The following is a 15,538-nucleotide window of genomic DNA, read 5'->3' on the forward strand; positions in this document are numbered from 1 at the left end:
CCCTCAATAAGGAACAGGCTTGCCGTTGTCGATGATCACGCGCTCCTCACCCAGCCAGATCGGCGAGCGGGCGAAATCGATGAACCGCGCCTCGTCCTCGACCGCCTCGGCCATGGCGGCCTGCGCCGCCGGGTCCTGCATCCGCTCCTGCAGGAACTCCAGGCTGGGCCACCATGCCTCGGCGACGCCGTCATAGGGCTCGGGCGCGCCGCGGTCGTCGACAAACAATTTGTTGAGCGGATTGTCGGAGGTGTGGGTCTGCACGTAGCGGACCATGCCGATGTGCTGCATCAGCCGCTGGCCGAGCCGGCCGTGGTTTTCGTACCAATAGCGCTGGAATTCCTCGCGGCTGAGATGGTCCTGCCGCCGCAGGCAGAAGGTGAGTTTGAGCATGACGTTCCCCGTTTGGCGTGTTGGCATTGGCTGCCAGTATGCGCCACTATGGCTTGAACCGTCATCAGGGGAGAGATCGATGGCAATGCCGAGCGAACGCAAGATTTTCCAGGACGCGTGGGTCGTCGACGACCTCATGGCCGCCTGCAACCGCTGGATCAAGTTCTACGGCGTCGGGCCGTTCTACATCACCCAGAACCTCACCATCGGCAACGTGCAGTACCGCGGCGCGCCGGGCGAGTTGCGCATGTCGGTTGCCCTGGCGCAGGCCGGCGACGTGCAGATCGAGCTGATCGAACAGCACAGCGACAGCAACAGCGCCTACCGCGACATGTACGCGAAGGGCCAGCACGGCTTCCACCATTGCTGCGTCTGGAGCAGCGACTACGATTCCGACATGAAAGCCTATCCGGCCGCCGGCTATCCGGCGACGACCTATGGCGGCGGCGACGGCAGCGCGCCGCGTTTCGCCTATTTCGACGCGCGCAAGGACTTCGACATCTTCCTCGAGATCGTCGAGCCCAACGACGCGATCCGCGCCTCGTTCAAACGGGTCGCCGATGCCGCCGCCACCTGGGACGGCAAGACCGACCCGATCCGCATCAACCAGCCGGACGGCAGCTACACGGTTCCCTGAAGGAGACGGTCATGAATCTCGGCAGGCGCTCGGTCTGGGCAGGACTCGACGGCTACACCGCCAAGGAAGCCGCCGGCTTTGCCCGTCGGCTGGAGGACTGGGGCTACGGCACGCTGTGGATTCCCGAAGGCCTGGGCCGCGAACCACTGTCGCTGGCGGCCTGGCTGCTGGCGAACACGAGGACGCTGACGATCGCCACCGGCATCACCAACATCTACGGCCGGGACGCGCGCACCGCGAAAGTGGCGCAGATGGCGCTCAACGAGCAGTCGGGCGGACGGTTCCTGCTGGGACTGGGCGTGTCGCACAAGCCGCTGGTGGAGGGCTTCCGGGGCCACAGCTATGGCAAGCCCATCGCGGCGATGACCGGCTATCTCGGCGCCATGGCGCAGGTCCAGTACATGGCGCCCGCGCCGGCCGCGACGCCAAAGACGGTGATCGCGGCGCTGGGCCCGAAGATGCTGGAAGTGGCGCGCGACAAGGCCGACGGCGCCCATCCCTACCTCGTCACGCCGGAGCATACCGCCGGGGCGCGGCGTATCCTGGGTGCCGGCAAGCTGCTGTGCCCGGAACAGAAGGTGGTGCTGGAGACCGATCCGGCGAAGGCCCGGGAGATCGCCCGAAAAGGCATCGCCATCTACCTGGACCTGCCGAACTACCGCAACAACCTGGTGCGGCTGGGTTTCTCGGACGCCGACCTGGACAAGGGCGGCTCGGACACGCTGGTGGACGCGATCGTGGCGTGGGGCGACGCGTCGGCGATCAACGAGCGCATCGAGGCCCATCTGGACGCCGGTGCCGATCAGGTCTGCATCCAGGCGCTGAGCGACGATGGACGGGCGGATGAAAAGGCACTCGCGGCACTGGCCAAGGGCTGATCGCAAGCCGGCGCGTCGTTCCCGCCCGGCCATGCGGGCGGTGATGGGCGGAGGCTACTTGCCGCGCCGGTAATCGACGGTGGTGCCGGGCGATTGCCGGAATGGCTCGCGGAGCAGGATCATGTCGGGTGGCTCATGCTCATCCTGCTTGGCCGTCTGCTGATCGCTGCCGTGTTCGGTGACGGGCTGCGATTGCATGGTCCCCGTCTGCGCGGTGCCTTTGTCGTCCGCGTCGCCGGTGAAACGCTTGCCCTGGGCGTATGCCGCCGTGGCCGTCAGCGCCAATCCCAGCACGCTCGCGAGCATGAACAGGCGGCGTGCGGTCGAATCGGCGTTCATGGCGTCGTCCTCAGGCAGTTCGGTCCCATCGGGAGAGAGTGAGATGCGTCGGTTGAACGGCACATGAACGCGTCCGCCGTCAAATCCGGCGTTCCATGCCGGCCCAGTAGGGCTCGCGCAGCTTGCGCTTGAATATCTTGCCGGAATCCTCGCGCGGCAACTCAGCGGCGAACTCGATCACCCTCGGCACCTTGTACCCGGCCAGCCGGTCGCGCAGGAACGCCTTGATGCTGCCGGCATCGAGCGCGCCTTCCCGCTCCGCTTCCACATAGGCGCACAGGGTTTCGCCAAATTCCGCATCGGGAATGCCGAACACGGCGCAGTCGCGCACGCCCGGCATGGTGATCAGCGTTGCCTCGACCTCGGCCGGATAGATGTTCACGCCACCGGAGATCACCATCTCGATCTTGCGGTCGCAGAGGAACAGATAGCCATCCTCGTCCAGGTAGCCGATGTCGCCGATGCAGACCAGGTCATTGCGGCCGATCTCGCCGCGCTTCTCGTCCAGGCCGTGATAGGTGAAGTCGGGCATGCCCTCCATCCACACATAGACTTCGCCGATCTCGCCCGGCGGCAGTTCCTTGCCGTCTTCGTCGAAGATGCCGATACGGGCGCCGGTGATGGCCTTGCCGACAGTGCCGGGCTTGCGCAGGGCATCGTCGCTGTTCGCCGTGGTGATCAGGCCGATCTCGGTGCCGCCGAAATATTCGTTGATGACGGGGCCAAGCCACTCGATCATCTGCCGCTTCACCTCGGGCGAGCATGGCGCGGCGCCGTGGGTGATCCATTCCAGCGACGACGTGTCGTAGCGCGCCTTGACCTCGTCGGGCAGCGCCAGCAGGCGCACGAACATGGTCGGCACCATTACCGCGTGGGTAATCCGGTGGCGTTCGACCTGGCGCAGGAAGTCCTCGGCCTCGAACCGGGGCTGCAGCACCGTATAGGCGCCCATCCCGGCCGCCGCGCTGGCATAACCGTTGGGCGCGGAATGGTACATGGGACCGGTGACCAGCACCCGGTGATCGGTACCGGTGAAGCCCCAGGCTTCGGATGCGGTGCGGATCATCAGCCCCATGACCTGCTGGAGGTCGATGACGCCGCGCTTGACGCCCTTGGGCTTGCCGGTGGTGCCCGAGGTGTAGAACATGGCGCCGCGCGAGGCCATCGACGGGTTCGCCATGGGCGGCAACGACACCATCCAGTCGTCCCAGCTGGTCATTCCCGCGGGAACAGCCGCCTGCGCGGCGGAAACGCCATAGGCAGCGGCCACTTCAGGCGGCGTCGCGACGACGACGACATCGACCCCTGCGGGCACCGCCCCGTCGACCTGCGGAAGCAGATCGGCGTGGATGACCAGCGCCCGCGCCTGCGAATCGCGCAGGATGTAGCCCACCTCCTCGCCCTTGAAATGCCAGTTGATCGGCACTGCATAGGCACCGGCGAAGGTCGCGCCCCGGCTGGCCTCGAAGAAGGTGAAATCGTTGCGGAGCATGACCGCCACGCCGCTGTCGGACCCAACTCCCATGGCCTGAAAGCCCGACGCCGCGCGCAGCGCGTTCTCGGTGATCATATCGTGCGGCCGTGCGCGCTCGCCGCTGTAAATCGCCGTCATCCTGTCATCCCGTTCGACTTCCCTATGGTTCTGATAGGCGAAAGCATGCCGCTTTCCAAGCCGCATCGACCGGAGCGCAGCGAAAAGTTACCATACGGGAACTCAGGTTGGGGAACGGGCCCCATCGGCAGCCATGTACCGCGCCTGCCGGCACGCCTGGAATTGAAGCGGCGGCCGATTTGATACCTCTTGTCTTTCCAAGTTCCATTCAAAGGGGTTATCTGGAAACGGGACACACAAGCAGCGGGGAAAGCCATGGAAGACTCGACGCCCATCATTGTCGGCGCCGGCCAGTTCACCGAAAAGGGCGTCGCCCCGGATCAGGCTCATCCTCCCATGGGGATCGCCGCCGAAGCGGCCAAGGCCGCCATGGCGGACACGGGCCTTGGCGCGGCGCTGGCGCCGCATATCTGCACCCTGGCGATGATCCGCATCTTCCCCGATTCGACCAATCGTCCACGCGTGACCCATGGCTTCGGCCGTGCCGAGAATCCGCCGCGCGCCGTCGCCCGGCGCATCGGCGCCAATCCACGCAACGCCATCTACACCCAGGTCGGCGGCAATACGCCGCAGAAGCTGGTCAGCGAGATGTGCGAGCGGATCGCCTCCGGCGAGGTCGGCATGGCGCTGATTGCCGGCGCCGAGGCCATCCAGACCACCAAGGACGCCATGCGCCTCGGCATCACGCTGGACTGGCAGGAAGAGGACGAAGGTTCGCTGGAGGACCGGGGCATTGGCGCCAACTTCGTCACGCCGCACGAATTCGCGCACGGCATCGGCATCCCGGTCCAGACCTATCCGCTGTTCGAGAACGTCATTCGCGGCAGGCAGGGGCACAGCATCGAGCAGCACCTGAAGGCCATGGGCGCGCTGTTCGCGCCCTTCACACGGGTCGCGGCCAACAATCCCTATGCGTTCTATGGCACCGAACGGACGGCTGCGGAATTGGCCAATCCGGGCGGATCGAACCGATTTATCAGCTTTCCCTATCCGCGCTGGATGAACGCCATGGACGGCGTGAACCAGGGTTCGGCGGCGATCATGACGTCGGTGGGCAAAGCGCGCGAACTGGGCATTCCACAGGACAAGTGGGTGTTCATCCACGGCGTCGGCGAAGCGGTCGAGAAGCTGATCAGCTTCCGCCAGCGGCTGGACCGGGCGCCCGCCATGAAACTGAGTGGCCACAAGGCGCTCGACATGGCGGGGATCGGCCTGGACGACATCAGCTTCATCGACCTGTACAGCTGCTTTCCATCGGCGGTCGAGGTGGCCTGTGACGAACTGGGCCTTGCCTATGACGACCCGCGCGGCCTGACGGTGACCGGCGGTCTTCCCTTCTTTGGCGGACCGGGCAATTCCTATTCGCTGAACGCCATCGCCGCCATGCTGCCGAAGCTGCGCGCCAAACCCGGGTCCTTTGGCCTGGTCGGCGCCAATGGCGGCTATCTCAGCAAGCAGGGCACCGGGATCTACTCGACCACGCCGACCAGGGGGAACTGGGCACGGGAAAATCCGGGTTCGTATCAGGGCGAGATCGATTCCCTGCCGGATATGCCCTTCACCGAGACACCCTCGGGCAACGGGACCATCGAGACCTATACGGTTGCTTTCGGCAGGACGGGACCGGAGCGCGGCATCATCGTGGGCCGGCAAGCGGATGGCGTGCGGTTCATCGCCAACACGCCGGCAGATGCCGCGACGCTGAACGGGCTGATGGATGTGGACAGCCTTGGCAGGCCCGGGACGATACGCCATGCCGACGGCCGGAATACTTTCGTTCCGGCTTGATCTTGCGCAAAGTGACGGGGCGCACTTGCTCATAGGATGCAGACCATGAACAGAACAATGTCGATACTCGCTGCCGTTCTCGCCCTGGCCTCCAGTCATGCCCTGGCGGCCGACTCATCCGAAGCCGGCGATCCGCCAATTCCCGGTGCGTCCTATTCCCCGGCGGAACAGGGCGCCGACCTGGCGCAGATGTGGTGCAATGCCTGTCATGTCACCGGCACGAGCGCCAACGAGAGCGCCATGGACGCGGCACCGCCCTTCAAGATGCTGGCGCCGATGGTCACCACGAATCCGGACCATTACCGGACCTTCCTCACCAGGCCACACGGCTCCATGAAGGAAATCACCCTGAGCCGCGACGAGATCGAGGCGGTTCTCGCCTATATCTCGTCGCTTGACGAGCCTGCAGGCAACTAGCCGCGGGTCTCAGAACGCCCGCGCCTGCGCCTTCGCCGCGAACTGGTTGGCGATGGCGAAGAAGCCGTCAACGGTTTCGTCGATGATCTGCTTCACCGGCTTCACCTCGTGGATCAGGCCGATGCCCTGACCGGCGAGGCCAAGGCTTGCTTCCATGTCGCCGCCGAAATAGAGGTCGAGGACCGAGCCGAAACCCTTGGATCGCTCCATGATGCCCGCCTCGGCGATCGCCATCGATCGCTCGGTCTTGAGCGCACGCACGCAGGGCGTTGATTTCTTGTTCAGCACCACGGTACCGGTTTCGTCACCGTCGACGATGGCGTTCTTGAAGTTCCTGTGCACCGGGCTTTCCACCGAGCTGACGAAGCGGGTGCCCATCTGGATGCCTTCGGCGCCCGACGCGAACGCCGCTGCCATGCCGCGCCCATCGACGATGGCGCCAGCGGCAACCATGGGGATGTCGCTCTTTTCGCGGATGCTCTGCAGCAGCACGGCGAGCGACACTTCCTCGGGGTTCTTGTAACCTCCGCCCTCGGCGCCTTCGACTACCAGACCGTCGACGCCGGCATCGACCGCCTTCATGGCCATCGCCGCCGTCGGCACCGCGTGATAGACGGTCAGGCCGCCCTTCTTCAGCTTGTCGATATATTTGGCCGGGCTGCCGGCCGATGTGGTGACGAACTTCACGCCTTCGTCGATCACCATGTCGACCATTCGCTCATCGCGCAGGAACAGCAGCGCCAGGTTCACGCCGAACGGCTTGTCGGTGAGAGTCCGCATCTTCCGGATCTCTTCCATGCACTGATCGATCTCGCCCGACGAGGTCTCGATGATGCCCAGCGCCCCGGCGTTGGATACGGCAGAGGCGAGCTGCGACCGGGCGATCCATCCCATGGGCGACTGGATGATCGGGTATTTGGTGCCGAGATGGTCGAGAACGCGGTTCATGGCGGCTTCCCTGTTATTGGTCGGACTGAGTGAATTTGTCTGGGCTTTTTTTAGAGCGCCTATCGTGCATAGTGAGCAGGCCAAATCAACGGGGAACAGTCACGCATGAAGGCTTTATTCGACATCTCGGGCAAAGTCGCCCTGGTAACCGGCGGCTCGAGCGGCATCGGCAAGATGATCGCCGCCGGCTTTGCAGCCAATGGCGCCAAGACCTACATCGCCTCGCGCAAACTGGACGTCTGCGAGGAAGTCGCGGCCGAGCTTTCCCGGACCGGCACCTGCATCCCGCTGCGGGCCGACCTGTCGTCTCATGCCGGAATTGTCGCGCTGGCCGACCGCATGAAGGAGCTTGAGCCGAAGCTGGACGTGCTGGTGAACAATTCAGGCGCTGCCTGGGGCGCGCCGTTTGACGAATTTCCCGAGGCCGGCTGGGACAAGGTTTACGCCATGAACGTCAAGGCGCCGTTCTTCCTCATCCAGCAGCTGCGCGGCGCCCTCAAGGCAGCCGCCAGCGCCGAGCGCCCGTCCAAGGTGATCAACATCGCCTCGATCAACGGTCTGACCGTGCCCGACATGGACACCTATTCCTATTCGTCGTCCAAGGCGGCGCTGATTCACCTGACGCGTGTGCTGGCGAAGGCGCTGGCCAGGGATCACATCCGGGTCAACGCCATCGCGCCCGGCCCCTTCCCCAGCAAGATGATGGCCGAGACCATCGAGAAGACCCGCGACAAGATCCTGGCGCGGGTGCCGGCGAACCGGCTGGGCGAGCCCGAGGACGCGGCCGGAGTCGCCATCTTCCTTGCCTCGCGGGCGAGCGATTACGTTCACGGCGCCGTCATCCCGATGGATGGCGGCTCATCGACCACGGTGTAGTCAAGATGGACCTGAGCTTCAGCCCCGAGGACATGGCGTTTCGTGACGAGGTGCGCCGGTTCCTCGACGACAACCTGACCGACGACCTGCGCTACGCGGCGCAGACGCAAACCGCCATTTTCGCCGAATTCGAGCCCACCATGCGCTGGCACAAGGTGCTGCACAGACAGGGCTGGATCGCGCCGTCCTGGCCGAAGGAGCATGGCGGCACCGGCTGGACCATCCCGCAACGCTACCTGTTCAACAAGGAAATGACCGAGGCCCACGCGCCCAAGCCGCTGCCGAACGGGCTGGGCATGGTCGGGCCGGTGATCATCAAGTTCGGCACGCCGGCGCAACAGCAGCAATATCTGCCGCGCATCCTGTCGGGCGACGATTACTGGGCGCAGGGCTATTCGGAACCGGGCGCCGGCTCCGATCTGTCGTCCCTGCGCACCAAGGCCGTGAGCGATGGCGACCACTACGTCATCAATGGCTCGAAGATCTGGACCACCTATGCGCAATTTGCCCAGCGCATGTTCTGCCTTGTGCGCACCAGCGACCAGGGCAAGCAGCAACAGGGCATCTCGTTCCTGTTGTTCGATATGGACACACCCGGCATCACGGTGGAGCCGATCATCACCCTGGGCGGCGACCACGAGGTGAACCAGGTTTTCTTCGACGATGTGCGGGTGCCCAAATCCGGCCTGATCGGCGAGGAGAACATGGGCTGGACCTATGCCAAATACCTGTTGGAGTGGGAACGCGGCGCCGGCGCCTGGGCGCCGCGCCTGATCGCCGACCTGAAGCAGTTGCGCCACATGGCGGCCAATGAACGCTCGGACGGCAACCGCCTCGCCGACGACCGGACCTTCGCGGCCATGCTCGATGCGGTCGAGGTGGAACTGATGGCGCTGGAGATGATAGAACTGCGCATCATGTCGGTGCTGTCAAAAGGCGGCTCGCCTGGTCCCGAGGCATCGATGATCAAGGTGCGCGGCTCCGAGGCCATGCAGAAGGTGACAACGCTGACCATGGAAGCGGTCGGCTACTATGCTGCGCCGTTTACGATCCACGACGCGCGCCAGCACAACCAGCAGTCGATCGGACCCGACTACGCCGCGCCCGCCGCGCCGCACTACCTCAATGCCCGGGCCGGTTCGATCTATGCCGGCACCAATGAAGTGCAGCGGGACATCATGGCCAAGATGGTGCTCGGTCTCTGACCCAGGAGGCAAATATTCAAGCCTGCCCAAATTCCCTATGCGACAGGCGGGCTTGGCTTTATGCTCTGGCGATTATGAACAGCTCCGATCGAACCGTGACAACTCAGGACAACGACGCCACGACGCGCGATGCGCGCCGGCACCAGACCAAGAAAAGCATCGCGACCCGGAACAGTATCCTGGACGCAACCATCCAGTGCTTCCTGGAACTTGGCTACCATCGCACCACGACCACGGAAATCGCGAAGCGGGCCCGCGTGACGCGCGGCGCGGTTCAATATTATTTCCCCACCACGCCCGATGTGCTGCGCGCGTCCATCGACCACATGATCGACCAGTGGATCGAAACCTATGCCGATGAGCTGCGCAGGATGCCGGCGTCGGAGAAGCGGCTGCAGGGCGGCGTCGACATTTACTGGCGCTTCGTCCAGAACCCGCTGTTTGTCGCCTGGCAGGAATTGCAGGCGGCTGGCCGCACGGACCCTGAACTCGCAGAGATCGTCAAGGACGCCGGCAAGCGCTATGACGAGCGCCGGCTGGAGTTGGGCCGCGAGGTCTATGGCGAGGTTGCCAGCGTCGAGGATCCCAATTTCGCCGTCGCCCGCGACCTGCTGCGGGTGTCGCTGGAAGGCCTGTCGGTTGCCGAGTTCGGTCACGACAAGGACAAGCGGCAACAGGCGGTCATCGACCTGCTCAAGCGCATCATGGGCCGGATGATTGGCGGGAAGTAAGGACTTTCCCCTCTAACTTTAATCGCCATCTCCACGCACGCGGGAATGACGACTGGAGGTGGGAGCGCCGCTACTACCCCTTCAACCGCGCATAGGCCGAATATTTCGGATTATCGACGCCCAGGTTCTCGACGGCGACCTGGCGCAGATGCTCGAGCAGGGCGGGATCGTCCAGGCTGAACTTACCGTTGCGGATGTCCTCGCACAATTCGCGGTTGAGCGTCTCCCGGTCGCCGTCATGGCCCAGCAACGTCATCAGCCGCTCGCGCTGCGCCTGCTCGATCTCCGGCGACTGGCCGATCTCGCGGCGGACCGAGGCGATGACGTTGGCGGCGACGCGGGCGTGGAAGTTCAGGTGGCCGGTGACAGCGGGCATCACCTTGTCGCGCAGGAATTCCTCGACGGCTTCGAGCATCTCGTCGGCGGTGGGACGGTCGGGACGCATCAGCTTTTCCCCAGCAGGATCATCAGGTCGGCCTCGCATTCGGACGAGCGGCGGCCGATGGCCGGACGCTCGACAGAACGATCATGGCCGGTGAGGTGGGTGAACGCCATGGAGCGGCAGGTGATGCCCCATCTGAGACTCCCGAAGATTTCCCAGAACTTCACGCGATCCGGGTCGACCTTCACGCCGGAGACCGCCTCGTAACCCTCGAACATGTCCTCGCGCCGGCCGAAGCCGCCGACCGGCTTGTCGATCTTGCCGAAGCGCCACGAATTGATGCAGATCCAGGCCAGGTCCTCCATGGGATCGCCGAAATGGGCGATTTCCCAGTCGAGGATCGTGCGCAGGCCTTCCGGTCCCCAGATGATGTTGCCGTTGCGGAAGTCGCCGTGCACCAGTGTCACGCGGTCGCGCGAAGGTACCCGCTCCTTCAGCCAGCGCAGCGCGTAGTCGAACACCGGGGACGGCGACCATTCGAGGAAATATTTCTCGTAGGCGTTCCAGGTGTTCTGCCATTGCTGCTGCGGCGTGATCTCCTCGAGGAAATCCAGCTCGTCCATCGGCACCTGGTGGATCGAGGCGGCAGCCTCGCCGCTCTGCCTGGCCATCTTCGGGCGCGCATCGGCGTAAAGATCGTCGCGCAGGACGCGGGGCGCCAGCGTCTCGCCGGCGATGCGGTCCATGACGAAGCCGACGCCCAGCCCGTCCGCTTCCTGCAGCACATAGCGCACCCGGGGCGCCTTCACGCCGTGTGCATGACAGATCTGGATCAGCCGCGCCTCACGCACCTGACCAATGGCCGTCGATCGGCTTTCCGGGACGCCGCCCGGCGCACGGCGCAGGATCAGTTGCTGAACGCCCTCGGCTGTCGGCGCGTCGAACGACCAGGTTTCCTGGGACGCGCCGGCCGAGAGCCGCTTCAGGTCGGCGATCCCCGTCGCCGACAAATATTTCCGTGTCGCGGCATCCAATGCCGTCTCGATGCTACCACCCGCCATCAGTCAGCCACTTCTCCACCATCCAAAGTCTGTCCGAGCCAAAGAAGGGCTCGCCGTCCACGATGATATAGGGCGAGCCGAACACGCCCTGCTCCATCGCCTCTTCCGTGTGGCGCTTGTACCGCGCCTTCATATCCGGGTCGTCAGCGCTGGTCCGATATGCCCCCACGTCGAGCCCCAGTTTCCCGACCTCCGCGGCGATCCAGTCAGGATCGCATGCATTGGTCGCCTCGCAATAGAGCGCATGGTAAATGCGCAGGGCAAGCTGCTTCGCCGCTGCCTCGTCACGGTCGGCCGCCCAGTAGAATGCGCGGCCCGCCACCGCTGCGTTGGCGCTGCGCATGTCGGCGACGTTCCAGGGAGCGATGCCGTGAAGCCGAGCCAGGCGCGGCACGTCATGTTTGAAATATTCGCCCTTGATGGGATAGGCGACCATCGGCCGGTCGAAGCCCGTCGCCACCGCGACCGTCCGGAGATTGAACGGCCGCCAGCGTACGGCGCGCCCGTGCTTTTCGGCAATCGCATCGATCTGCCTCGCCGTAAAAAATCCGAACGGCGAGATGAAGTCGAAATAGAAATCGATAGGCGTATTGATCGCTGCCTCCCCGGGCCGGCCGCCATCCTGTAGCACGTTTGCATCATTGCAAGAATATTCTGCAACACAGGCGGCGGCGCACCTTGTCAGAGCACCGGGTGGCACCTACAACAACGCCTGACGACCGCCGGAATTTCAACATTGTCGAAAGTACTCACCGCCGCTCCCGCAGCCGCTCCTTCCAAGGGGCTGGCGGTGACGTATACGGGTGGGTACCGCTGGTACGTGCTGGGTCTGCTGACCGTGGTGTTCTCGTTCAGCCACATGGACCGCAACATCATTGCGATCCTGCTGAACTCCATCGCCATCGACCTGAAGCTCACCGACTGGGAAGCAGGCGCCATTTCGGGCCTGGCCTTCACTATCACCTACATCACCCTGGGCGTGCCGCTTGCCTGGGCGGCTGACCGGGGCAAGCGCAAGCGCATCATTTCGGCATCGCTGGCGCTTTGGAGCCTGATGACGGCGCTGTGCGGCGCCACCCACAATATGTGGCAAATGTTCCTGGCGCGGATGGGCGTGGGCATCGGCGAGGCCGGCTGCGTTCCTGCCTCCCAGTCGATCATCGCCGACTATTTTCCCAGGGAACGCCGCGCCTTTGCGCTCGCCATCTTCGGCCTTGGCATCCCGATCGGTTCGTTGGCGGGCTACGCGCTCGGCGGCATCATCAACGACGCCTATGGCTGGCGCGCGGCCCTGGTCATCGTGGGCGCGCCCGGCCTGCTCGTCGCGCTATTGCTGCAGCGGACACTGCGGGAGCCGCCGCGCGGCTTCTCCGATCGCCATGACGCGCCTCCCGACGAGCCGTTGCCGACATTCGGCGAGGTGGTACGATTTATTGTCAACCGCTGGTCGCTGCTGCACCTGTTCGCCGGCACGTCGCTGATCGTGTTTGGCGGCGCCGTCTCGCAAACCTGGATTCCGGCATTCTTCGAGCGATCCCATGGGCTGAGGTCGAGCCAGATCGGCGTCTGGCTGGCGCCTTCCATCGTTCTTGGCGGCGGCATCGGCGTATTGCTGGGCGGCTGGCTGGCCGACAAGCTCGCGAAGCGTGACCCGCGCTGGTACGTCTGGATTCCGGGCATCGCCATGATCCCCGCCGTACCGATCGCCGCGCTGGTGCTGCTGCTGCCGGCGACGATCTATCAGGTGCTCGGCATTCCAGTGCACAGCTACGTCATCTCGATCGCGCTGATGGCGATCCCGGGCGCCGCCTATACCTGCTATGTCGGCCCGGTCAACGCGGTGATCCAGCTGATCGTGAGCCTGCGCATGCGCGCCACGGCCATCGCGGTGTTCCTGATGATCACCAACCTGGTCGGCATGGGCCTCGGCCCGTTCCTCGTGGGCATGGTCAGCGACTTCATGGTCTCGCGCTTTGGCCACGAATCGCTGCGCTATTCGATGCTCGTTTTCCTGTTCATCTATGTCTGGGCGGCGTTCCACTTCTTTCGCGCGGGCAAGTATCTGCGTGAAGATCTGGGAGCGCAGTACAGGTAGCAGTCGACCGTTTCGCGGGCCGCTGCTATCACGGCTGCCATGAGCGAGGTCGAAACCCCATCCGGCAAGAACGCGGCGAGCGAGAATTTTCCCGTCGGCTCCTTCCTGCTGCCCAAGGCGCTACGGCCGCATGTGGCGGTCTTTTACGCATTCGCCCGCGCAATCGACGACGTGGCGGACAATCCGTCCCTCGCGCCCGGCGACAAGATGGCAAGGCTGGACGGATTCGCCGCGGCGGTTCGCGGCGAGACCGATGAGGCGGCCTATGCCAAGGGACATGCGATCCGGCGCAGCAACCAGCAGACCGGCGTCACCGAAAAGCACTGCCTCGACCTGATCTCGGCATTCAAGCAGGACGCGGTGAAGAGCCGATACGAGAGCTGGGACGACCTGATCGACTATTGCGACCGGTCGGCCTCGCCCGTCGGCCGCTACCTGCTCGACCTGCACGGCGAGGACAAGGCCGGCTATGGCCGGTCCGACGCGCTGTGCAATGCGCTGCAGGTCATCAACCATCTCCAGGACTGCGCCGACGATTATGCCGAGATGGACCGCGTCTATCTGCCCCAGGCGTGGCTGCGCGAGGCCGGAGCGGCGACCGAGGACCTGGCCAGGCCGGTCACGACACCCGGCCTTCGCCGGGTGATGGATCAATGCCTCGATGGCACCGAGGCGCTGCTCAGGGACGCCCGGCGGCTGCCGGGCGTGCTGGCAAGCCGCCGGCTCGCTCTCGAATCGGCCGTCATCGTCCGCATTGCCGACCGTTTGACGCTGCGCCTGATGCGCGAGGATCCGATCTCCACGCGTGTTGCGCTGAGCAAGCCTGCGGCCATGGGTTGCACCGTGTCGGGGTTGCTCGACGTCGTACTGGGCCGCAGGCGGTGATGCTGGCGGCGCTGGGCGTCCTGACGCTCGCCATCTGGGCCTGGCTGCTGCTGTTCCACCACCGCTTCTGGCGCGCCGACCAGCGCCTGCCGGAAGCGGCAGGGCGAAGCCGCTGGCCGTCGGTGATCGCCATCGTGCCCGCACGCAACGAGGCGGCGACCATCGCCGACTGCGTCAAGGCGATAACTCTTCAGACCTATGCCGGCGACCTGACGGTCGTGGTTGTCGACGATTCGAGCACCGACGGCACCGGCGACATCGCCCGGGCCGCCGGCGGCAACGTGCGGGTCGTCTCGGGCGAACAGCTGCCTCCAGGCTGGAGCGGCAAGCTCTGGGCGCTCGAGACCGGCCTGAGGCACACCAACGCATTGCCGGGCGACTATGTCTGGTTCACCGACGCCGACATTGTCCACGCACCCGGCGTGCTGAGCGACCTGGCCGGCTTTGCCGAGGAGCAGCGGCTGGAGATGGTGTCGCTGATGGCCCGGCTCCACTGCTCCCACTTCTGGGAGCGTCTGCTGGTGCCGGCCTTCGTGTTCTTCTTCCAGATGCTCTACCCCTTCCCCGCCGTGAACGATCCCGCATCGAAGATTGCCGGAGCGGCGGGCGGCTGCGTGCTACTGCGCCGGGACGCGCTCGCGCGGATCGGCGGTATCGGCGCGATTCGCGGCGCGCTGATCGACGACTGCTCGCTGGCGGCCGCTGTGAAACGGTCGGGCGGTCCGATCTGGCTGGGACTGGCCGATGGCACGCGCAGCCTTCGCGTATCTCCCGCGTTGCGGGATCTGTGGCAGATGGTGTCGCGGACCGCCTTTACGCAATTGCGATATTCGGCCCTGTTGCTGGCAGGGACCCTCGCCGGGCTGCTGATGACATTTCTGGGGCCGCCATTACTGGTGATTTCGTGGCCGATTCACCACAATCTGACGGCCTGCGCAGCCGGGCTGGCGGCCTGGGCGATCATGGCCGGCGCATACTGGCCAACGCTGCGCGATTACGGCAGGACGGCGCCCGAGACGCTCCTGCTGCCCATTACAGCCGCGCTCTACGGCGCCATGACCCTGGATTCCGCGCTCAATTACTGGCGCGGCACGGCCAGCAACTGGAAGGGCCGGCAGTACCAAAAAGGACACACCTGATGGACGATTCACCAATGCAATGACAATGCGTTGGTGTCTGGACGATGATCGACTACCATATGTGGAATATGTTGCGAGCATCAGGCGTTTAGTGGCGCATATGACTATGCAAAGCGGCCGGGGCAGTGTAACCCGTCCCCTTCCACGAACCA

Annotated in this window: 17 protein-coding genes; 10 read left to right on the plus strand and 7 right to left on the minus strand. The window is 64.8% G+C overall.

Annotated features, from left to right (window positions below; translation table 11 throughout):
* Window positions 1–3 precede the first annotated feature (3 nt).
* Window positions 4–393: an EthD domain-containing protein gene (locus WJU21_RS16435; RefSeq protein WP_346324547.1), complete on the minus strand. Its 390-nt coding sequence runs from the start codon at window positions 391–393 to the stop codon at window positions 4–6.
* Between the two features lie 79 nt (window positions 394–472).
* Between WJU21_RS16435 and WJU21_RS16440 the strand changes: the two genes are divergently transcribed.
* Both WJU21_RS16440 and WJU21_RS16445 read left to right on the plus strand, forming a co-directional pair.
* Window positions 473–1,030, plus strand: coding sequence for a VOC family protein (locus WJU21_RS16440; protein WP_346324548.1), 558 nt, complete (start codon window positions 473–475; stop codon window positions 1,028–1,030).
* A gap of 11 nt (window positions 1,031–1,041) precedes the next feature.
* Window positions 1,042–1,908, plus strand: coding sequence for a TIGR03620 family F420-dependent LLM class oxidoreductase (locus WJU21_RS16445; protein ID WP_346324549.1), 867 nt, complete (start codon window positions 1,042–1,044; stop codon window positions 1,906–1,908).
* A gap of 54 nt (window positions 1,909–1,962) precedes the next feature.
* On the opposite strand, the gene WJU21_RS16450 is transcribed toward WJU21_RS16445, so the two are convergent.
* Window positions 1,963–2,247, minus strand: a complete 285-nt coding sequence (locus WJU21_RS16450) for a hypothetical protein (protein ID WP_346324550.1) — start codon at window positions 2,245–2,247, stop codon at window positions 1,963–1,965.
* Between the two features lie 79 nt (window positions 2,248–2,326).
* Window positions 2,327–3,859 carry an acyl-CoA synthetase gene (locus tag WJU21_RS16455; protein ID WP_346324551.1) on the minus strand — a complete coding sequence of 511 codons (1,533 nt, stop codon included), beginning with the start codon at window positions 3,857–3,859 and terminating at the stop codon, window positions 2,327–2,329.
* Between the two features lie 255 nt (window positions 3,860–4,114).
* Here WJU21_RS16455 and WJU21_RS16460 point away from each other — a divergent pair, with 255 nt between their 5' ends.
* Both WJU21_RS16460 and WJU21_RS16465 read left to right on the plus strand, forming a co-directional pair.
* Entirely contained in the window at window positions 4,115–5,647 is a 1,533-nt protein-coding gene (locus WJU21_RS16460) for an acetyl-CoA acetyltransferase (protein WP_346324552.1), read from the plus strand.
* A gap of 45 nt (window positions 5,648–5,692) precedes the next feature.
* The gene (locus WJU21_RS16465; RefSeq protein ID WP_346324553.1) at window positions 5,693–6,064 is read left to right on the plus strand and encodes a cytochrome c; all 372 of its coding nucleotides are present in this window, start codon (window positions 5,693–5,695) and stop codon (window positions 6,062–6,064) included.
* A 9-nt stretch (window positions 6,065–6,073) separates the two neighbouring features.
* On the opposite strand, the gene WJU21_RS16470 is transcribed toward WJU21_RS16465, so the two are convergent.
* Complete coding sequence (locus WJU21_RS16470) at window positions 6,074–7,012, minus strand: nitronate monooxygenase (RefSeq protein WP_346324554.1); 939 nt, start codon at window positions 7,010–7,012, stop codon at window positions 6,074–6,076.
* Window positions 7,013–7,117: 105 nt separating this feature from the next.
* On the opposite strand from WJU21_RS16470, the gene WJU21_RS16475 reads away from it, so the two are divergent.
* From WJU21_RS16475 to WJU21_RS16485, 3 genes are all read left to right on the plus strand, one after another.
* A complete protein-coding gene (locus WJU21_RS16475) occupies window positions 7,118–7,888 on the plus strand; it encodes an SDR family oxidoreductase (RefSeq protein WP_346324555.1) in 771 nt (256 codons plus the stop codon).
* Window positions 7,889–7,893: 5 nt separating this feature from the next.
* On the plus strand, window positions 7,894–9,093 hold the full coding sequence (locus WJU21_RS16480) for an acyl-CoA dehydrogenase family protein (protein WP_346324556.1): 1,200 nt from the start codon (window positions 7,894–7,896) through the stop codon (window positions 9,091–9,093).
* A gap of 95 nt (window positions 9,094–9,188) precedes the next feature.
* A complete protein-coding gene (locus tag WJU21_RS16485) occupies window positions 9,189–9,824 on the plus strand; it encodes a TetR/AcrR family transcriptional regulator (protein WP_346324557.1) in 636 nt (211 codons plus the stop codon).
* A 73-nt stretch (window positions 9,825–9,897) separates the two neighbouring features.
* Here the strand turns inward: WJU21_RS16485 and WJU21_RS16490 are convergent, their stop codons facing one another.
* Genes WJU21_RS16490 through WJU21_RS16500 form a run of 3 tightly spaced genes read right to left on the minus strand, consistent with a single transcriptional unit; the run spans window position 9,898 to window position 11,898 of the window.
* Window positions 9,898–10,269 (minus strand): DUF6285 domain-containing protein, encoded by a 372-nt coding sequence (locus WJU21_RS16490; protein ID WP_346324558.1) that lies wholly within the window; start codon window positions 10,267–10,269, stop codon window positions 9,898–9,900.
* Window positions 10,269–11,267, minus strand: coding sequence for a phosphotransferase family protein (locus tag WJU21_RS16495; protein WP_346324559.1), 999 nt, complete (start codon window positions 11,265–11,267; stop codon window positions 10,269–10,271). The genes WJU21_RS16490 and WJU21_RS16495 overlap by 1 nt, the downstream gene beginning before the upstream one ends.
* A complete protein-coding gene (locus WJU21_RS16500) occupies window positions 11,254–11,898 on the minus strand; it encodes a 2-hydroxychromene-2-carboxylate isomerase (RefSeq protein WP_346324560.1) in 645 nt (214 codons plus the stop codon). The genes WJU21_RS16495 and WJU21_RS16500 overlap by 14 nt, the downstream gene beginning before the upstream one ends.
* A 159-nt stretch (window positions 11,899–12,057) precedes the next feature.
* Between WJU21_RS16500 and WJU21_RS16505 the strand changes: the two genes are divergently transcribed.
* From WJU21_RS16505 to WJU21_RS16515, 3 genes are read left to right on the plus strand one after another with little or no spacing between them, the layout of a single operon-like run.
* Window positions 12,058–13,362, plus strand: a complete 1,305-nt coding sequence (locus WJU21_RS16505) for an MFS transporter (protein WP_346324561.1) — start codon at window positions 12,058–12,060, stop codon at window positions 13,360–13,362.
* A 39-nt stretch (window positions 13,363–13,401) separates the two neighbouring features.
* The gene (hpnC, locus tag WJU21_RS16510; RefSeq protein ID WP_346324562.1) at window positions 13,402–14,247 is read left to right on the plus strand and encodes a squalene synthase HpnC; all 846 of its coding nucleotides are present in this window, start codon (window positions 13,402–13,404) and stop codon (window positions 14,245–14,247) included.
* Window positions 14,247–15,386, plus strand: a complete 1,140-nt coding sequence (locus WJU21_RS16515) for a glycosyltransferase (RefSeq protein ID WP_346324563.1) — start codon at window positions 14,247–14,249, stop codon at window positions 15,384–15,386. The genes hpnC and WJU21_RS16515 overlap by 1 nt, the downstream gene beginning before the upstream one ends.
* Window positions 15,387–15,538 lie beyond the last annotated feature (152 nt).

The sequence above is a fragment of the Emcibacter sp. SYSU 3D8 genome, assembly GCF_039655875.1.
In the GTDB taxonomy this organism is placed as follows: Bacteria; Pseudomonadota; Alphaproteobacteria; order SMXS01; family SMXS01; genus RI-34.

Coding starts and splice junctions, on each gene's coding strand:
- WJU21_RS16435 (WP_346324547.1), bottom strand. CDS start 393: ATGCTCAAACTCACCTTCTGCCTGCGGCGGCAGGACCATCTCAGCCGC.
- WJU21_RS16440 (WP_346324548.1), top strand. CDS start 473: ATGGCAATGCCGAGCGAACGCAAGATTTTCCAGGACGCGTGGGTCGTC.
- WJU21_RS16445 (WP_346324549.1), top strand. CDS start 1,042: ATGAATCTCGGCAGGCGCTCGGTCTGGGCAGGACTCGACGGCTACACC.
- WJU21_RS16450 (WP_346324550.1), bottom strand. CDS start 2,247: ATGAACGCCGATTCGACCGCACGCCGCCTGTTCATGCTCGCGAGCGTG.
- WJU21_RS16455 (WP_346324551.1), bottom strand. CDS start 3,859: ATGACGGCGATTTACAGCGGCGAGCGCGCACGGCCGCACGATATGATC.
- WJU21_RS16460 (WP_346324552.1), top strand. CDS start 4,115: ATGGAAGACTCGACGCCCATCATTGTCGGCGCCGGCCAGTTCACCGAA.
- WJU21_RS16465 (WP_346324553.1), top strand. CDS start 5,693: ATGAACAGAACAATGTCGATACTCGCTGCCGTTCTCGCCCTGGCCTCC.
- WJU21_RS16470 (WP_346324554.1), bottom strand. CDS start 7,012: ATGAACCGCGTTCTCGACCATCTCGGCACCAAATACCCGATCATCCAG.
- WJU21_RS16475 (WP_346324555.1), top strand. CDS start 7,118: ATGAAGGCTTTATTCGACATCTCGGGCAAAGTCGCCCTGGTAACCGGC.
- WJU21_RS16480 (WP_346324556.1), top strand. CDS start 7,894: ATGGACCTGAGCTTCAGCCCCGAGGACATGGCGTTTCGTGACGAGGTG.
- WJU21_RS16490 (WP_346324558.1), bottom strand. CDS start 10,269: ATGCGTCCCGACCGTCCCACCGCCGACGAGATGCTCGAAGCCGTCGAG.
- WJU21_RS16495 (WP_346324559.1), bottom strand. CDS start 11,267: ATGGCGGGTGGTAGCATCGAGACGGCATTGGATGCCGCGACACGGAAA.
- hpnC (WP_346324562.1), top strand. CDS start 13,402: ATGAGCGAGGTCGAAACCCCATCCGGCAAGAACGCGGCGAGCGAGAAT.
- WJU21_RS16515 (WP_346324563.1), top strand. CDS start 14,247: ATGCTGGCGGCGCTGGGCGTCCTGACGCTCGCCATCTGGGCCTGGCTG.